Origin of the sequence: Pseudomonas brenneri (genome assembly GCF_007858285.1) — a bacterium.
Classification (GTDB): Bacteria; Pseudomonadota; Gammaproteobacteria; order Pseudomonadales; family Pseudomonadaceae; genus Aquipseudomonas; species Aquipseudomonas brenneri.
Genome location: NZ_VFIL01000001.1, coordinates 416,448 through 435,159, shown reverse-complemented (window position 1 = coordinate 435,159; position 18,712 = coordinate 416,448). Strand labels below are relative to the sequence as shown.

Sequence of the window (18,712 nt, the reverse complement as noted above, 5' to 3'; positions counted from 1 at the left end):
TACAAAGCGTATACGTTTCGTATATCGCTCGTAAACCCCGGCAGTTGACTTGCCACAGGCCGCCAGTTAGTTTTGCTTCATGACCTTTCAAACCTATCGTTCCCAGCCAAGCATTATTACCGCCATTCCTCATTTGGCGGGATAGCGCTCGGCTGTACCCAAACCCGCCTTAGAGGCGGGTTTTGTTTTTCCGTCTCCTGGGCTCTGCTAAACGTCAGGAGACCCCCATGAGTAGCCCACTGCCGCAGTCCAACGCCGACGATGGATTGCTTGAGCATTACGTAAAGAAAATCCTCGCCGCACCGGTCTACGACCTGGCCGTGCGCACTCCCTTGCAGCCCGCGCCTGCGCTATCGGCGTTGCTCGGCAATCAGATCCTGCTTAAGCGCGAAGACTTGCAGCCGACGTTTTCCTTCAAGATCCGCGGCGCCTACAACAAGCTGGTGCAACTCACCGACGCGCAAAAAGCCTGCGGGGTGATCACGGCGTCGGCGGGCAACCATGCCCAGGGTGTGGCACTGGCGGCGCGTGAACTGGGGATCAAGGCGACCATCGTGATGCCTTGCACCACGCCCGAATTGAAAGTGCTGGGCGTGCGCTCGCGAGGCGCCGACGCGGTGCTGCATGGGGCCAGTTTCCCGTTTGCCTTGGCCCATGCGTTGCAGTTGGCCGAACAGTCGGGCGCTACCTTTGTTTCGCCGTTCGACGATCCGGATGTGATCGCCGGCCAAGGCACGGTCGCGATGGAAATCCTGCGCCAGCAACAAGGTGCGCTGGACGTGATCTTTGTGCCAGTGGGGGGTGGCGGGTTGATCGCCGGGATCGCTGCCTACATCAAGTATTTGCGCCCAGAGGTGCGCATCATTGGCGTGGAGCCTGAAGGCTCCAGTTGCCTGCTGGCAGCCCTGCGCGCGGGCGAGCGGGTGGTATTGCCCAGCGTGGACAGCTTCGCCGATGGCACCGCTGTCGCACAGATCGGCGCCTACGGTTTTGAAATCTGCCGCCACTATGTTGATGAAGTCATCACCGTCAGCAACGATGAACTGTGCAGTGCGATCAAGCTGATCTACGACGATACCCGTTCCATCACCGAGCCATCAGGCGCGCTGGCAGTTGCCGGGATCCGCCGCTACGTGGCACGTACTGGGGCCCTGGGGCAGACGCTGGTGGCGATCAACTCCGGGGCCAATATCAACTTTGACAGTTTGCGTCACGTTGCCGAACGGGTGGCGGCGCAATAGCACAGATTGAATGTGAGAGTTGTCGAGCTTTAGCGAGGCTACGATGGCGCCAGCAAAAACACCTCGGGGTGTCAGATGGCCAACGTCATCGTTAACGACCATCGCTGGCAAGCCAGCTCCCACATTTGATCTGCGGCGTTAACTGGCTGCGTTATTGCACGCTGGCCTTCTCGACGGTGGCCGATGCCGACCAGATGCGGTAACGCACTTCGACATCTTTTGGAACATATACAACGATGGGCAGCTTGCTGTTGTAACGCAGCACAAAGCCGTCACCGACCACCGGCACAAAGTCCTCGCGGGTCTTGCCATCGGGGCAGGCCATCAGCGTGCTCATGGGGCCGCTGACCTTCTCCAGCCGGTAGAACGGATAGCCCCAGCCTTCGAGGTTCTTTTCTTCCAGCACACCGCCCAGGCGTTGTTGGTTGCAATCGACGGTCAAGGTCTTGCCGGCCAGGATCTCGACCTTGAAGTCCTGCTCCTGCGGCTGTGCGGCCAGGTGGATGACTTGGCGCACATAACCGGCATCAGCCTTGGGGTAAGGTGCAATGTCTTCAAGTTTTGCCGCATTGGCCTGGGCACAACAGGCTGCGAGGCCAAGGAGGGAGAGGGTATTGAGCAGAGGGAAGTTCATGGGGCGTCCTTGTCTGGAAGGATGAAAAACCCGAACACGATGCCAGCCTACGGCCCAGGCTGCAAATTGCCCTACAACTTATATAGGCATCGTCGCTGCTTATGAGAAAAGGATCCAACGCGCTCCGGCCCGGGGAGTAGGCTAGTGGGTTGAAGGCGTTTGCCAGCAGGTGAATATTGATAAGAAGGAGAGGTCGCCATGCTTTCGGAACTGGAACTGCGCAGCATTATTGAAGGAAGTTTTCTGCCTAAACGTTGTGAATGCATCAAGGCCGAGGATGCGTCGCTTACGGTCAAAGTCTACGACGATGACGGTACAGACCTGACCGTCACCGGCATCCAGGCCGACAAGCTCGACAGTAGTCGGGCCATCTGCAACCTGATCACTGAGTTACGTGAAGATCTCAAGCACGCCCACGCACCCGCCCCACGCAGGGCCGGCGCGAGATTCTACTGATCATCACGCTCTAGGCGACGGTGTCATGGCAGTTTGCGGGCCCGGATAACCCAGGCCCAGCATTATCTCCGTGCCCACTGCCAGCCTCAGATAATTCCGATACGGTTCTTTCACTCCTCCTTGCTACTGTTTCCCCACATCTGTCGCCAGTGGGTGAGGTAGTGCGTGCAACAGAAAATCGCAGCAGAGTTTCTCGGTACCTTCTGGTTGACCTTCGGTGGTTGTGGCAGCGCCATCCTGTCGGCGGCGTTTCCCGGTCTGGGGATCGGTTTTGCCGGTGTGGCATTGGCGTTTGGCTTGAGTGTGCTGACCATGTCTTACGCGGTGGGCAGCATCAGCGGTGCACATTTCAACCCGGCGGTGACCGTCGGCCTGTGGGTGGGCGGGCGACTGCCAGGGCTGGATGTGCTGCCCTACATCATCGCCCAGGTAGCCGGTGCGACAGTCGCAGCGGCGATACTGGCGCTGGTTGCCAGCGGCCGGCCGGGGTTTGAAATAGGCGAGTTCGCCGCCAATGGCTATGGTCACTTGAGCCCGGGGCAGTACAGCCTGTTGGCTGCGGTGGTGGTGGAAACGGTGTCGACGTTCTTCCTGGTGTTCATCGTCATGCGGACCACGGCGCCTGGAGTGACGCCGGGGTTTGCACCGATTGCCATCGGTCTGACGCTGACCCTGATTCACCTGGTGTCGATACCCGTGACCAACACCTCGGTCAACCCGGCGCGTAGCACCGGGGCGGCTTTGTTTGCCGGCAGTGATTACCTGATGCAGCTCTGGCTGTTCTGGCTGGCGCCCCTGGCGGGTGGCATTCTCGGCGCCGTGGTAGCCAGGGCCATACGGGAACGGCCGTGACCCGGGCTACCAACTCATCCGGATGCCAGCATTGCCGCTGATACCTTCCTGTGTGTTGGTGTCCAGTTGGGTGCTGTAGTCGGCGGCCACGTACACGCTGACGCTGGAGGACAGTTTGGCGACCACGCCGACGCCAAGATCAGCATAGGCCGATTTGTGGTCACTTTTGATCCGGTCAACGTCATCGTAAGTCACCGTGTCGCTGCCGCCGAAGGTGCGCCAGGCGTTGACCCGCAGATAAGGTTCGACAGGGGTGTCTTGCAGCAAGTAGCGGCCTTTCAAGCGGGCACCCACGCGTCCTGTCCAGTAATCCTGGGAGTCGAAGGACACACTGGAGATCCCGTCGTTCTGGCGGTCCAAGTCAATCTGTTGGTGGATCACCTGGGCCTGCGGCTCCACCACCCAGTTCGCGGAAACGGCAAACGGGTAACCCGCTTCGGCAGACAAGGCCAGCGCATGGCCTTTGGTATCCATTTTTATCCCGCGCTCGGATTTATTATCACCGTCCAGGCGCGTGCCCATGGCTACCAGGTCCACGTACCAGCCCTTTGGATCCGTCAGTGTCCAGTAAGCACCATAGTTGTCGCCGGTGAGTTTGACCTGCCCGGAACGCTGGCCCTCAAAACCCAAGGCAAAGCCTTTGACATCGCCTTGCAAACGGCTTTGACCGATAAACAGCCCCAGGCGCTGGAGTTGCCCGCCATCGGTTACCGAGGCGTACAGGTCATGGCCCACCTGATAGCCCTTGAGGCTGCCGTCGAAACTCGGCGACACCGTGCCCGACCAACTCTGCCGGAAGTCACTGCCATAGGCCCGGCCCCAGCCAGCAGGAACCGTACCGGTTTCGCCCAACAGGCTTTGCTCGCCCTGGCGATCATGGAAGGTGCCAAGTGCTTGCAAGGTCATGCGTTGGGCCGCCGGCACCACCACTGAGTACACCGGTACCTCGACGCGATACAGCGGGATCGGCTCGGCGCCGGCCACGGCGGTGGGCAAGGGTGGCGTGGTGTCGGCAGGCGTGGGCGAGACCTCAGCCGGGATCTGGGTCGGTGGCGGAGCCGGAGGCTCGACCGGTGCCACAGGCTGGTCGGTGGGTGGCTCAACCGGTGGCTCGTCAGGATCGACCACCGGCGGCACGGCCGGGATCGGTGGTTCCGGAACGATCACCGGTGGTACCACCGGCGGCGTTGGCACGGCGGGCGGCTGGACGGCGACCACGGAGGAGCGCAGGTACCAGTTGTTCTCTGAACCGGCCGTTACGCCACCTTTGAACAGGAAATATTCATAGGCCCCGGCAGACACCGCGCTTTTGAGGGCAAACGCATCGGTAGTGCTGGTTGCGCCGTTAAGCGCCTGCACCACTTCAATCCCGTTGTTGCGGGTCAGCCCACCCAGGCCACCAAGGTTGCTCACCGCCAGTTGGGTGTTGCCGCTGATCGCACCTTGGGACACCACCAGCTTGTCACTGGCCGAGGTCTCATCACCCAGCACTGTTTGCAGCCACAGTTGGCCATTGTTGCCGACATAATTACCGTACACCGTCAGCGAGTCCGTGGCGCTGTTGCTGGCGCTGGTCATATCGATGGTCCCGGCGTTATTGACTGTCGCCAGTTGGCCGGCGGTATAGGGCCGGATACTGCCTTGGGTCACCGCCAGCACGCTGCTGTTGTCGATGGAGAACACCCCGGTGCCGCTGGCGCTATCGCCCAGGAACAGATCCCCCGCCAGGTCCAGGCGCGAGCCATTGTTGAGGTCGAAGGTTTCCCAGCCGATATAGCGGCCGGCGTTACTCGAAGTGGTGTTGTCGAAGGTCAATCGATCATTGCCCAGGCCGCCATCTATCGAAGGCGTGGCCGCCAGTTGGCTGGCACCCAGGCCAGCCAGCAGCGCAGTGTCATCACCGTCGCCCATCAAGATGGCAGATTTGATCTGGCCACCCGTGCGCCATTCCAAGGTGTCGTTGCCCACGCTGGCGCGTATCTCGCCATTGATTACGCCGCCGCTGACGAGAATGGTGTCATTGCCGCCGCTGACGCTGACGTTGCCGCCAATACTGCCACCGGTCACGCGGATCCAGTCAGTACCAAAGCCGGTCACCAGGTTGCCAAGGATGGCACCACCGGACATGTCATAGATATTGTTGTCCAGTTTCATATCTACCCGGCCGATAGTCCCGGCGGTTTGACTGGCGACATCGCCGTCTTCAAACGCGCCGACGATGGTGCCACCCGTCATGCTGAACGTATCCCGACCATCGCCCTGGGCCAGGGCCTGGATCTGCCCGCCACTCATCACGAAGTCGTCGATGCCGTTGCCTTGGGAGACCGTCCCGGTGACAGTGCCGCCACTGATCTGGAAGCGATCGGCACCGTCACCCTGAGTCACCGAACCGACGATACGCCCGGAATTGATCGCGACCCCATCGTCGCCCGCGCCAAACACCACGCTGCCATTGACGGTGCCCGAACCGCCTACAGGCAAGTTCAAGGTGTTTTTACCGAACAAGTCGGTCAGGCCACCGGCAGAGGTGCCGCTGTCGCAGGTATAGCTGTCGTCACCAGGGCCCGGGGTGAAGACGCAAGCGGCCTGAGCCGGGGTTTGCAGTGAAAGGATGCCAGCCACGAAAACGGCGGGTTTGATACAGGAGCGGTCATTGCCCATTGGTCGTCCCTGTCTTTGTAGGAAAATTCTACGTTGTAAGGGTCTAGTACAGTTTGCGGCGACTGGCAATATTTAGAAGCAGCTAAAAGCCACGCAATCCGTGGCCTGCAGTGATGGCATAGTGAAACTGCCTGGGGGTTATCCGTTTAATTGCTGGCGATAGGGCAGGTCCGGGCCGGTCTTGCCACACGTCAACGCCGCCGCACGAATGGCGAACTTGAGCATTGCATCGATTTGATCCCTGGCAAGGCTGCGCAAACCCTCGATCGAATCCAGTTGCTGCTCGGTCAACCAGGCAATCAAGGCCGCCTGGAAGGTATCGCCGGCGCCCACTGTGTCGGCCATCACCACCTTGACGGCGGGAGCCGACCAACTGCCATGTTGGCGACTGAACACGCTGGCACCATCGCCGCCACGGGTAAGGAAAATCAACTGGCAACGGTGCTGTAACCAGCCTTGCAGCACGCTTTCCGGCGCCTGGCCGGGGTAGAGCAGGTGCAGGTCTTCGTCGCTGACCTTGATCAGGTCGGCATGTTGCACCAACTCTGCAACCCGCTGGCGCCACAACTCGATGTTGGGTTCGGGATTGAGGCGTACATTCGGATCGAGGCTGATCAGGCGTTTGCCGCTTTCCCGCTGGACGAGGGTCAGCAGGCTGTCGGCCACCGGCTGCACCACCAGGGAAAACGAGCCGAAATGCAGGCCTCGTACCTGCGCATCGAGAACAGGTAGATGCTCGATCTGCAATTGCCGATCCGCACAGCCTTCGCCACGGAAGCTGTATTGCGGTGATCCATTGGCCCCCAGGGCAACCATCGCCAGGGTGGTCGGTGCGGCAAACTCGACCAGGTAATCGTCGCGCACACCTTCGGCCCTGAGGACCTGGCGCAGGCGCTGGCCCAGGTAGTCGCTGGACAAACCGGCGAACAGGCCCGCGTCGATCCCCAGGCGACGCAAGCCGACGGCGACGTTAAACGGCGAGCCGCCGGCAATGGCCTTGAAATTGACTTTGGAGGCCTGTCCGCTGGCATCCTCTTCGCTGAAAAAATCAAACAGCGCTTCGCCACACACCAGATACATAGTTATTCACTCTTAAAGGGTTGCCACGTGCTGTTGATAGCGCTCATAGGCCTGCTGATAAGCCGCGACGCTGGCGGCGACGGGTTGGGTGCGGCTTGCCGGGTCGACGCTGACGCAACGTGCGCACAAGGCCTCAAGGCTTTCGCCGGACTGGCACCACGCCGCCTGTATCGCCGCGCCCAGGGCCGCTGCTTCGCTTTGTTCGGTACAGACCACTTCGGTGTCCATGATATCGGCGACCATTTGCCGCCACACCGGGCTTTTTGAACCACCGCCGATCAGGCGGATACTCTGGCTGTGCAGGCCGGTCTCGCGCAACAGGTCCAGGCCTTGGCGCAAGCCAAAAGTGGTGCCCTCGACCACCGCACGGCACAGGTTGCCACGGGTCAGGTTGGTCATGGTCAGGCCGTGCAGGCTGCCGGTGGCGTGGGGCAGGGCAGGCACGCGCTCGCCATTGAGGAACGGCAGCATGCTGACGCCCTCGGCGCCGATCGGAGCCTGGGCCACCAGGGCGTTGAACGCCACCAAGTCCAATTCGAACAGCTCGCGGATAACGCCGGTGGCGTTGGTCAGGTTCATGGTGCAGATCAGTGGCAGCCAACCGCCACTGGATGAACAGAACGTCGCTACCGAGGCCTGGACGCTGACATTCGGCTGCTCGGCGAAGGCATAGACAGTGCCCGATGAGCCCAGGCTCATGGTAATTACCCCCGGCGCGATATTGCCGGTGCCAATGGCTCCCATCATATTGTCGCCGCCGCCACTGGACACGATGGCATTGGGGTTGATACCGAGGCGCTCGGCAACGGCCGGCAGAATGCTGCCCAGCGCCTGATTGGCTTCGATCAGCGGTGGTAACGCGGCCTCCAGGCGCCCGCTGGCATCGATATGCCGCAGCAAGGGCAAGTCCCATTGCCGGGTGCGCACGTTGAAATAACCGGTGCCCGAGGCATCGCCATACTCGGCACAGGCCCGGCCGGTGAGCCAATAGTTGAGGTAGTCGTGGGGCAGCAGGATGTGCGCAATACGCGCGAAAACATCCGGGTGCTGCTCCAGGGTCCACAACAGCTTGGACACGGTGTAACCCGGTGCAATCGCTACACCGAGACGCTCCAGGGAACCGCTTTCACCGCCCAGGTACTGCAGCAATCGCTGGTTTTCGGCGCTGGTTTCGGTGTCGCACCACAGTTTGGCCGGACGCAGTACCTGACCATTGTCGTCCAGCAGCACGAGGCCATGTTGCTGGCCGGAAACGCCTATCCCGAGGATATCCTGGCCGTCTACACCGGCCTGTTGCAAGGCGCGGTGGGTGGCTTCGGTAAAGGCATCGAGCCATTCCTGGGGGTGCTGCTCGCGACGGCCATTGGCACCGCTGATCAGGGTGTGCGCAGCGGCCCCCAGGCCCAGGACCTTGCCGCTGGCAGCGTCGAGGACAATGGCCTTGGTGCCTTGGGTACCGCAGTCGATGCCGAGGAACAGAGATTGTCGGATCATTATTTTGCCCAAGTTGTGTCAGTGAAGGTTGGCGAGCAGCTGCTTCAGGGTCTCTGCGACACCCTTGTCACGCAAACTGGCAAAACACCGTTCAAACGCTGCCACAAACGCGGGTGAATTGGGAATCGCCGTACCAAAAATCTCTTCAACACTCAGCAACCGCTGGCTGATCAACGCATCGTCCGCCACCAGCGCCCGGCAGAAGTCCGCGCGAGGGTCGGGGATCCGGTAGCGTACGCCGTTCTCATCCACACCTTGCAAATACAAGGCCCAGGCCGCCACCACCAGTGCTGCCCGTTCAGTTTCGCGGCCATCGGCGATCAAGCGGTTGATGGTCGGTACGGTGAACTTGGGAAACTTCGATGAGCCATCGGAACATACGCGCTCCAACTGATCGGCAATCGCCTGGTTGGAGAAGCGGTCTACCAGGGTCTGTTTGTAGTCGCCCAGGTCGATACCCGGCACGGGCGCGAGGTTGGGCGTCACGTCCAGGTCCATATAAGCACGTATATACGCGACAAACAGCGGGTCGTTCATGGTCTCGTGGACAAACCGATAGCCCTTGAGAAAGCCCAGGTAGGTCAGGGCCAGGTGGCTGCCGTTGAGCAGGCCAATCTTCATTTCTTCATAAGGCGTGACGTCGTCGGTGAACTGCACCCCCACCTGTTCCCACGCCGGGCGGCCGTTGACGAACTTGTCTTCCAGCACCCATTGCACAAAGGGCTCGCACACCACCGGCCAGGCATCGTCGATGCCGTGTTCATCATGCAGTTGCAGACGATGCGCAGTGCTGGTCATCGGCGTAATGCGGTCGACCATGGCGTTGGGGAAACTCACATTTTCCTTGATCCAGTCATGCAGGTCGGCATTGTGCAGCGCCGCGAAGGCCAGCAGTGCCTTGCGAGTCACGGCGCCGTTATGGGGCAGGTTATCGCAGGACATCACGGTAAAGGCTGGAATACCTGCAGCCCGGCGTTGGGTCAGGGCCGCGCAGATAAAACCGAACACGGTTTGGGGCGCGTCGGGGTGGGCCAGGTCATGCTGGATTTGCGGCAGGTGGGCCATGAACTCGCCATTGCTGTCGTCGATGCAGTAGCCGCCCTCGGTGATGGTCAGCGATACGATACGAATCTCTGGGCTGGCCAGTTTGTCGATCAGGGCCTGGGCACCGTCCTGGGCCAGCAGCATATCGCTGATGGCGCCGATCACGCGTACTTCGGTATCGTCGGTGTCGCCCAGCTCAAACAGGGTAAACAGATAGTCCTGGCCAGCCAGGTCATCCCGCGCCTTGCGGTCCTCAGCGCGCAGGCCAATGCCGCAGATGCTCCAGTCCAGGCCCTCGCCGGTATTCATCAAGGCATCGGTGTAATACGCCTGGTGTGCGCGATGAAAACCACCAACGCCGATGTGGGCGATGCCCTGGCGTGTATCAGCAATGGCGTAGGCCGGCAGGCGGACTTGCGGCGCGAGCTGCGTGAGGTTTTGCTTGTTCAGTTTCATCAAAAGTTCTCGCGAGATCAGGCGGCAGCGCGCAGTGGACGAGCCACGGCAACACCAGCGGTGTCGAACAGATGGCAGTGCGCCGGGTCCAGGTGCAGTTGCAGCGTCTCGCCATATTGGCTGGCCATGTCGCCACGAATGCGCAGGGTCAGCGGCTCGCCGCTGCTGGTGAGCACATGGCAGAACGTGTCGCTGCCCAGGCGCTCGCCCACATCGGCGGTGACGGTCAGGGTGGTATCGCCCGGCGCGGCGAGCTCCAGGTGCTCGGGGCGGATGCCCAGGGTTACCGCACTGCCCACGCTCAAGCTGGCGCCGCTCAACGGCAGGCTGATCAGGGTGCCGGCATCAAGCTGTACGTCGCAGCCCTGGCCATCGACACGTGTGACCTGACCTTTGAGAAAGCCCATTTTCGGTGTGCCCAGGAAGCCCGCGACAAACAGGTTGGCCGGCTGGTGGTACAACTCCAGGGGGGAGCCGACCTGTTCGATGCGGCCGCTGTTGAGCACTACTACTTTGTCGGCCAGGGTCATGGCTTCGACTTGGTCGTGGGTTACGTAAATCATCGTCGCTTGCAGTTCTTTATGCAGGCGCGCCAGTTCCAGGCGCATTTGCACGCGCAGCGCCGCGTCGAGGTTGGACAGCGGTTCATCGAACAGGAAGATTTTCGGGTTGCGCACAATCGCCCGGCCAATGGCCACGCGTTGGCGCTGGCCGCCAGACAACTGCTTGGGCTTGCGTTCCAGCAGCGGGCCCAGCTCAAGGATGCGGGCGGCTTCACTGACTTTGCTGTCGACAATCTGTTTGTCGACGCCGGCCAGGTCCAGGGCAAACGACATGTTTTTGCGCACGCTCATATGCGGGTACAGGGCGTAGGTCTGGAACACCATGGCCAGGTCGCGCTTGGCCGGGGTCACTTCGGTGATGTCACGGCCATCCAGTTCGATGGTGCCCTCAGTGACTTCCTCAAGGCCGGCAATCAGGCGTAGCAGGGTGGACTTGCCACACCCGGACGGCCCGACGAAGACCACGAACTCCTTGTCGTTCACTTCCAGGTCGATGCCCTTGATGATGGAAAAACCTTCGAAGCCTTTTTGCAAATTCTTGATTTTCAGGTTGGCCATGATGGGCCTCCATTTTTTATAGGGGTCGTTATTTCACAGCGCCAAAGGACAGGCCGCGCACCAGTTGCTTCTGGCTGATCCAGCCGAAGATCAGGATCGGCGCGCAGGCCAGGGTCGAGACGGCGGACAATTTGGCCCAGAACAAGCCTTCGGGGCTGGAGTAGGAGGCAATCAGCGCGGTCAATGGCGCGGCGTTGGACGAGGTCAGGTTCAGTGACCAGAACGCCTCGTTCCAGCACAGGATCAGTGACAGCAGCACGGTGGAGGCCAGGCCACCCTTGGCGATGGGCAGCAATACCCGGACCATTTCCTGCCACAGCGTGGCGCCATCCAGGCGTGCGGCTTCGAGGATGTCCTTGGGAATGTCCTTGAAGTAGGTGTAAACCATCCACACCACAATCGGCAGGTTGATCAGGGTGTAGATGATGATCAGCGCAAGGCGCGTGTCCAGCAGGCCCATGCTCTTGGCCAGCAGGTAGATCGGCATCAGCACCCCCACCGGTGGCAGCATTTTGGTCGACAGCATCCACAGCAGCGTGCCCTTGGTGCGCTGGGTTTCGTAGAACGCCATGGAGTAGGCCGCAGGCACCGCAATCAGCAGGCACAAGGCGGTCGCGCTGAAGGAAATCAGCACCGAGTTCCAGGCATAGCTGAAATAGTTGCTGCGCTCGTTGATGTGCAGATAGTTCTCAAGGGTTGGCGTGAAAATGAACTGCGGCGGCGTGGCAAACGCATCGATTTCGGTCTTGAAACTGGTGAGCACCATCCAGAAGATCGGGAAGAAAATCACGATCGCGATGGCCCAGGCCAGAGTGCCGAGCAACAAGCTTTGCAGGCGGCGGGATTGTTGAAGTGTCATGGCGCGGCCCTCAAGGCTTGTCAGTCAGGTTTTTGCCGAGCATCCGCACCAGGATGATCGCCGCGATATTGGCAATGACCACGGCAATCAAGCCGCCTGCCGAAGCCATGCCCACATCGAACTGCACCAGCGCCTGGTTGTAGATCAGGTAGGCAAGGTTGGTCGAGGCGTAGCCGGGGCCGCCGTTGGTGGTGGTAAAGATTTCGGCGAACACCGAGAGCAGGAAGATGGTCTCGATCATCACCACGACGGCAATGGGCCGTGCCAGGTGCGGCAGGGTCAAGTGCCAGAAGATCGCAATCGGGCCGGCACCGTCCAGGCGCGCCGCTTCTTTCTGCTCTTGGTCCAGGGACTGCATGGCGGTCATCAGGATCAGGATCGCGAAGGGCAGCCATTGCCAGGACACAATGATGATGATCGACAGCAGCGGGTAGTGCGCCAGCCAGTCCACCGGCTGCGCGCCAAACAGCTTCCACAGGGCGGCCAGCACACCGGACACCGGGTGGAAAATCAGGTTCTTCCAGATCAGCGCACCGACGGTGGGCATGATGAAGAACGGCGAGATCAGCAGCACCCGCACCAGCCCACGGCCGAAAAACTCGCTGGCCTCCAACAAGGCACTGATCAACACCCCCAGCACCACGCTGATCAGCAGCACGCTGCCCACCAGCAACAAGGTATTGGTGGCACCAGGCAGGAAGCCCGAATCGGTGATGAAGTAAGTGAAGTTCTCCAGGCCCACAAATTGGTTTTCGCCAGGGTAGAGCAGGTTGTAGCGGATCAGTGAAAAGTACAGGGTCATGCCCAGGGGCACGATCATCCACAGTAGCAATAGGCCTACCGAGGGGCTGACGAGGAACCAGCCTGGGTTGAGCAGGCGGTTTTTGCGCGGTTTATCCGCAGCAGCGGTTTGCACATTCATAGGATCAGAACCAGTTTGCAGAACGAGAGTCGGAGCGCGGTCAGTGTGGGAGTGGACTTGCTCCCACATTGACAGGGGTGAACCTGGGTTATTTGGGGTAGCCGGCCCGCTTCATTTCCCGCTCGGTGGTGGTTTGTGCGGCAGCCAGGGCCTGGTCGACTGTCTGCTGGCCGGTCAGGGCGCCGGAGAAGAATTTGCCCACCTGGGTGCCAATGGCCTGGAATTCAGGAATGGTCACCAACTGGATGCCGATATAAGGCACCGGCTTGAGGGTCGGTTTGGTTGGGTCCGCAACTTTCAGTGACTCCAACGTCACCTTGGCAAATGGCGCGGCCTGCATGTACGCCTCGCTATAGGTCGAGGCGCGGGTGCCTGGCGGGACATTGGCAATGCCATCGGTCTTGGCCACCAGCGCACCGTACTCCTTGGATGTCGCCCAGGCACTGAAGACCTTGGCAGCCTCCTTAGCCTTGGAGCTGGTGGGGATCGCCAGCGACCAGGAGTACAGCCATGAGGTGCCCTTGTCGGTGACCTGTTGCGGGGCAAAGGTGAAGCCGACGTGATCGGCGACCTTGCTCTGGGTTTTGTCGGTAACGAACGAACCGGCGACGCTGGCATCGACCCAGATCGCGCACTTGCCACTGTTGAACAGCGCCAGGTTTTCATTGAAGCCGTTGCTGGACGCGCCCGGCGGGCCGGACTTCTTCATGTTGTCCACGTAGAAGTTCAGCGCGTCTTTCCACTCGGGGCCGTTGAATTCGGGTTGCCACTTCTCATCGAACCAGCGGGCGCCATAGCCATTGGCCAGGGTGCCGATCAGCGCCATGTTCTCGCCCCAACCGGCCTTGCCGCGCAGGCACAACCCGTATTGCTCCTTGTTCTTGTCGGTGAGCTTTTGCGCAAACTCGCCAATCTGCACCCAGGTCGGATGTTCAGGCATGGTCAGTCCGGCAGCCTTGAACAGGTCGGTGCGATAGTAGGTGATGGAGCTTTCGGCATAGAACGGCAGGGCGTACAGCGAGCCCTTGACGGAAAGGCCGTCGCGTACCGAAGGGAAAACATCGTCAAGGTCGTAGGAAGCCGGCAGATCCTTCATCGGCTCCAGCCAGCCCTTGGCACCCCACAGTGCAGCTTCGTACATGCCAATGGTCAATACATCGAACTGCCCGCCCTGGGTCGCGATATCCGTGGTCAGGCGTTGACGCAGGACATTTTCTTCCAGCACTACCCAGTTCAACTTGATGTCCGGGTGCTCGGCCTCGAAGGTTTTCGAGAGCTTTTGCATGCGAATCATGTCGCTGTTATTGACGGTGGCAATGGTCAGGGTTTGTGCGCCAAGGCTGACGGCGCTGAGGGTCATGCAGGTACAGGCAAGCAGTGCTTTTGCTGTGAGATTCATCGCGCACTCCAGTTCTGCGCCCGGGGGCTGCAGAAGGACAGTTATTGTTGTTGTGTCTTCCATGGCAGCAGGAAGAGTGTGCGTTGATTACAGCCTGCTGCAGGCGTGGTGACAAATCCTTGTGAACACTTTAACTAATACTTTTTTGCACTGAGCCTGCTGGGCAGTCAAAACCTCACACGAGAGCAGCAACCTGTTATTTCTGACAGTAGACGCAAGGGAGCAGCAGAGGGTTAATAGTTTGGCAAAACCTAATCAGGAGATGTTTATGAACTGTTCCCGCGTAAACCCCAAAGGTCACACCCTCTATAAAATCGCACTGGGCTTACTCATGGCGATTTCTATCGGTGCTTGTACAACAACACCTCCGGAATCACGAGAACCTCCTTGTACTAGGGCGGGGTATTTCAAAAGCACTGACAGAGTGGGGGGGTTCTACCGATGTGTGTTTAACTCAGCGACCCAACGGTGGACTCAGTATCCTTATACATGCCCAACCGGGCTGGAGTTTGACGAAAAACTGGTGGCATGTGTAAGGCCCTAGCATTTTCGGAGAGCGCTGGCTGCAGGGTGAATCAACACAAAAAAACAGGGGATAAGTGCATTGCACCTATCCCCTTGTTTGCTGCAACTCAACCCGGAAAGTGTCGCTGTTGAATCCAGACATCATCTATATCGTAGATCCCACCAGTCGTCGGGTTCATAACAGCTATTGAGGCTTGAAAATTCCCGCCTTTCCAATAACCCAGGTATTCATCGACATAGTTCCATGTGTTGAGGTTGGGGACGATAATGTTGCGCGTCAAATTAGCCAGGTGAATGAACATACTGGTTGGCCCACCAATACTGGCAAACTTGTTGATCCTGTATTTAAACCTGACTCGATAATACCCATAGTCGACCGGGGTATATATTTTGTAGATTCTGACACCATCCCCCGTCAGAGGGCCGTGCCGCAGGTAATAGTTGCCATCCGCCTCGCGCTGGATGCTTTTCTCTTTGGGGTACTGGCTGATCCAACCATTCATGAACCCACCGGTGAAGGGCGTTTTGTCTGAGATCAGCAGGCTCAATATGGAGTACGTAACCACTGGAAACTCAAGTGCTTTCCACTCATCGGTACTGTGATTGAGGGCCACTTTGAACTGCATCGACAGTCGAGTACCGTTTCCAAGGTCTCTCAGGTAAGTATTGAGTACCGTCAGCAACTGATACCCTTGGTTCAACCACCCGTCACTCACCCGATCACCCTGGGCTCCGTTCAGCAGAGTTAAGTTGTGTGCCGTACCGTCGGGTTTGTTTCCGAGCAAACGCAGCCATACGGGCTGGTCCCTGGCAATGAACGGCCAGGTCCCCAACCTTGCTGTTGCATCACCGATCAACTCGTCCACATTGAGTACACCGTTAGCCGCTTCATCGATACGGATTACGGTTTTGCTCAATTCGGCCAATGGGATGGCCTTCAGCGTAACGGTCAACACGACTGACGAACGGAGTTGGCCAGTGCGCAGGACCGTATATTTCACGGTAAAGGTGGTGTCACGGTTGCCAATATTGGCGGCAATCAGTGCCGCTGACAGATCGAAGTTGACCGTTCCATCGATTTCGCCAGTTTTTGGCCCCAGTTCTGCCGAGCCTGGTCCATCGGTGCCTCTCACTTCCAGGGTGATGATGTCGCTGGTGTACATTGGGCTGTAGGGCACTTCTACCGTCGCACCGTATTGCGCACTCAGCGCTGTTAACGTCACAGCAGTGCCGGAACCCGTTGCCTGCACCAGCCTGGGCACCGGAAACTCCGCTGGAATAGCCTGGACTGTATACCTGCGCTCCGGGAACCACAGGGCATTGGTGTCATAGACCGTCTGGTCAAATGTCACGCCAAAGCGCATGAGCAATTGCGAGCCATCCTTGAGTTGGCGCAGTTCGCTCACCGGCGCCTGTGGCCGGATACCGATCTGTTCACCGTTGTACGTCACCAGGTCGCCGTTGTAGAGCGCAAAAAAGAATGGGGCGTCATTGGCATAGGTGCCATGCAGTTCAAACCACATCCGTTGATTGCGATTGATAAAGCTCCAGCGATCGACCATGGCGCGTTCAGTACCGATCAATGTGCTGACGTCCAGTACGCTGCTGGTATGGCCTTCGAGGTAGGGCAGGGGGAGTACCGGTGGTAACACATACAGGCTCAGTACCGGCGACGGCGTCTGATGTGTACCCAGCACTACAAAGTACTGCACATCGATATAGCGCCCATATTCATTGAGATTGGCACCAATGACCTCTGGCGGAACCTCGAAGTGCACGGTTCTGGAGGTGTTGCCATCCTTCGTGTCGCAATAGGTACCAATCTCGGGAATACCGGTCCAGCAAGCGCGGATACGATGGCTGGGGAGCATTTGTGGGTAGGTGACAGCGATGGTTGCGCCGCGCAGTACAGCCTCGGGTGGCACTTGGTCGGGGTAACGCTGGGCTTGCAGCACCTCTGGTCGCAGCAGATCCAGGGCTTGCCCCACGGTGACGACCAACACCTCTGAGTATTGCGGATTGCCACCGGTTACTGGCACCCGCGAATAGCTGAGGCGAATTTCCCTATTCAAATTGGCATCGAACAACGCCCGGTCGAGCGTGAACACCACTGGTTTGCCTGCCGTCCCGCTATTGAGGAGTATCTCGCCACTGTCGCTACCGTTGCTGTTCGCTCCGAGCAATGTCCACTTGAAAATATCGCCAGGGAACGTACGTGTGAACGACAGTGTTATCTGGACCAGGCCTCCCTTTATGCGATCCGGATCCAGATTGTTGAACGCATCGACATATTGCATCTGCGGCGCTGGCAGCTCGGCATAGCGTGGGCCAAAGGTCACTACCAATTCATCGGATTTGCGGATCGCCTGAATGCCGGGAACCATGATCCGCATCATGCCGTTGTCGACGAGGTAGAGCACTCTGACCGGCCCCAGGCCGACGAAACGATCGAAATCTTCCTTGTGTACAATGCGATAGCGCTCCGGTGGCGGCTCGGCACCTGCCAATAGTGTTTCTTCATAGAACACCAGGCCGCCCCCGGGCCGTATGGCCTCCATGCGCAGCGTCACATTGTAGTTGCGGTCGTAGGGGGTGTACCGCGGGAAAATGACTTTGATAAAGGGGTGTTCAGGGTCGATGTTGCCGCCTTCGTCTTGCTCGATGTGCATCGGGGGCATTGAGTTTTTCGTACCGAACACCGTGATGTTCAGGCGTCGGGAGGCAGCGAGGAACACACCCGTGGACGTTGTCAGGGTGTATTCGATCTGCATGTGGCCGTTGATCACGGCCTCAAGGTCTTTACGATCCACCCAGGTCGAGGCCGACAGGCCAATGCGCGCAGGGAACGCCGGCAGCGTCTTGTAGAAGGGCAAATCCTGTGCGTCTGCTCCTGTCAATGTCACCACAATCAAGGCGCCGGCAGGTGTCAGGCTCCCATTTGGCAGCCTTCTGGGGATCACGACCTCTACTTCGAAGTCTGTATCGCCATGGATGTCGAGATTCAGTTCCCTGACGGAGTTTCCGTTCACCACGAAGTGCGGTGCCTCAAGCAGGCCATGCGTCAGGTCGGTATCCAGCGTGACAGCTTGTGACCATTGCTGGATTTCCCCGGAAAAGTTGAACACCTTGTCATAGAGCCGAAAGCGAATAGTGACCTCGCCACTGCCTCCCAGCGTGATGATTGACTCAGGGATCAGCACGACAATGGGCTTGAGACCGGCGACATGCTCGTCGTCAATTGTCAGTTGCACCGGACGGCCGTTCCAATACACCTGGACGGTGTCGCCTGCTGTGATGTTGGGGTAAGGGCTGATCGTCATCTCCACCCCTTCCTTTGCACGCTCGGGGTCGAGCACGCCTCCTACCAGGTCTGGCGGCAGATGTAGCACCAGTTCAGTGTGATATGGCAGCCCAGGATCTTTACTGACACCCCCTGGACGTGTGCGTTTGACGAACCAGGTTTGACGCGGGGAAGTATTGGGGGTGCCTGAGCCGGACCGAATCACTTCGCAAAAACACGGGTAGGTCAACCCCTCTGGTATCAACTCGGGAGGGATTACCAACTGCACTTTCGCCTTGTCCAAATCCTCGTACCTGACCTCATCCGAGGCAATGGCAAAGCGATCACTGCCCATGTAGAACTTGTATATATCGCCTAGCCCGAACAAGATCCATCGTGGAATATTCACAGTCATCCAGGGCCGGGTTTGTCGGATACCCAGCCCGAGCGTAGCGCCTGGAAACGGGCGCACTTCATCGCTGACGAAGGGCGGTTCGAGTTCGTCAACGGCTGGTAGTACAGGCTCGTAGCAATAAGGTGTGCTGGGGGATGATGTGAGCTTCTTCATCGAGGGGGGTTCCTTGTGCAGGAAAACTGGACAAGGACATCACACACCCAAGGCGGGGGCGGGCATAACTGTCAACATTGACAGTGGCGACGAGTGGTCGTGAATTAGCCGTCCCTGGGG

Annotated in this window: 14 protein-coding genes; 4 read left to right on the top strand and 10 right to left on the bottom strand. The window is 59.2% G+C overall.

Annotated features, from left to right (window positions below):
* The first annotated feature begins 227 nt into the window (after positions 1-227).
* Complete coding sequence (ilvA, locus tag FJD34_RS01905; RefSeq protein ID WP_082445590.1) at positions 228-1,241, top strand: threonine ammonia-lyase, biosynthetic; 1,014 nt, start codon at positions 228-230, stop codon at positions 1,239-1,241.
* A 151-nt stretch (positions 1,242-1,392) separates the two neighbouring features.
* Here ilvA and eco read toward each other — a convergent pair whose 3' ends face one another.
* Positions 1,393-1,875: a serine protease inhibitor ecotin gene (eco, locus tag FJD34_RS01900; protein ID WP_032860402.1), complete on the bottom strand. Its 483-nt coding sequence runs from the start codon at positions 1,873-1,875 to the stop codon at positions 1,393-1,395.
* 198 nt (positions 1,876-2,073) lie between these two features.
* On the opposite strand from eco, the gene FJD34_RS01895 reads away from it, so the two are divergent.
* Positions 2,074-2,331, top strand: coding sequence for a DUF1652 domain-containing protein (locus FJD34_RS01895; RefSeq protein WP_032860400.1), 258 nt, complete (start codon positions 2,074-2,076; stop codon positions 2,329-2,331).
* A 165-nt stretch (positions 2,332-2,496) separates the two neighbouring features.
* Positions 2,497-3,183 (top strand): aquaporin Z, encoded by a 687-nt coding sequence (gene aqpZ / locus FJD34_RS01890; protein WP_090291112.1) that lies wholly within the window; start codon positions 2,497-2,499, stop codon positions 3,181-3,183.
* Between the two features lie 6 nt (positions 3,184-3,189).
* Here aqpZ and FJD34_RS01885 read toward each other — a convergent pair whose 3' ends face one another.
* From FJD34_RS01885 to FJD34_RS01850, 8 genes are all read right to left on the bottom strand, one after another.
* Entirely contained in the window at positions 3,190-5,844 is a 2,655-nt protein-coding gene (locus FJD34_RS01885; RefSeq protein ID WP_090291113.1) for an autotransporter family protein, read from the bottom strand.
* 138 nt (positions 5,845-5,982) lie between these two features.
* Complete coding sequence (locus FJD34_RS01880; RefSeq protein WP_032860396.1) at positions 5,983-6,924, bottom strand: carbohydrate kinase family protein; 942 nt, start codon at positions 6,922-6,924, stop codon at positions 5,983-5,985.
* A gap of 12 nt (positions 6,925-6,936) precedes the next feature.
* Positions 6,937-8,418 carry a xylulokinase gene (gene xylB / locus FJD34_RS01875; RefSeq protein WP_032860395.1) on the bottom strand — a complete coding sequence of 494 codons (1,482 nt, stop codon included), beginning with the start codon at positions 8,416-8,418 and terminating at the stop codon, positions 6,937-6,939.
* Between the two features lie 18 nt (positions 8,419-8,436).
* Complete coding sequence (locus tag FJD34_RS01870; RefSeq protein ID WP_090291114.1) at positions 8,437-9,918, bottom strand: mannitol dehydrogenase family protein; 1,482 nt, start codon at positions 9,916-9,918, stop codon at positions 8,437-8,439.
* Between the two features lie 17 nt (positions 9,919-9,935).
* A complete protein-coding gene (locus FJD34_RS01865) occupies positions 9,936-11,039 on the bottom strand; it encodes an ABC transporter ATP-binding protein (RefSeq protein ID WP_065942998.1) in 1,104 nt (367 codons plus the stop codon).
* 28 nt (positions 11,040-11,067) lie between these two features.
* Complete coding sequence (locus FJD34_RS01860; RefSeq protein ID WP_032860392.1) at positions 11,068-11,898, bottom strand: carbohydrate ABC transporter permease; 831 nt, start codon at positions 11,896-11,898, stop codon at positions 11,068-11,070.
* 10 nt (positions 11,899-11,908) lie between these two features.
* Complete coding sequence (locus tag FJD34_RS01855; protein WP_032860390.1) at positions 11,909-12,820, bottom strand: carbohydrate ABC transporter permease; 912 nt, start codon at positions 12,818-12,820, stop codon at positions 11,909-11,911.
* An 88-nt stretch (positions 12,821-12,908) separates the two neighbouring features.
* Entirely contained in the window at positions 12,909-14,219 is a 1,311-nt protein-coding gene (locus tag FJD34_RS01850; protein WP_032860389.1) for an ABC transporter substrate-binding protein, read from the bottom strand.
* A gap of 262 nt (positions 14,220-14,481) precedes the next feature.
* Here FJD34_RS01850 and FJD34_RS28765 point away from each other — a divergent pair, with 262 nt between their 5' ends.
* Positions 14,482-14,763: a chitin binding peritrophin-A domain-containing protein gene (locus FJD34_RS28765; protein ID WP_373290014.1), complete on the top strand. Its 282-nt coding sequence runs from the start codon at positions 14,482-14,484 to the stop codon at positions 14,761-14,763.
* An 88-nt stretch (positions 14,764-14,851) separates the two neighbouring features.
* Here FJD34_RS28765 and FJD34_RS01840 read toward each other — a convergent pair whose 3' ends face one another.
* Positions 14,852-18,592, bottom strand: a complete 3,741-nt coding sequence (locus tag FJD34_RS01840; protein ID WP_146552172.1) for a hypothetical protein — start codon at positions 18,590-18,592, stop codon at positions 14,852-14,854.
* Positions 18,593-18,712 lie beyond the last annotated feature (120 nt).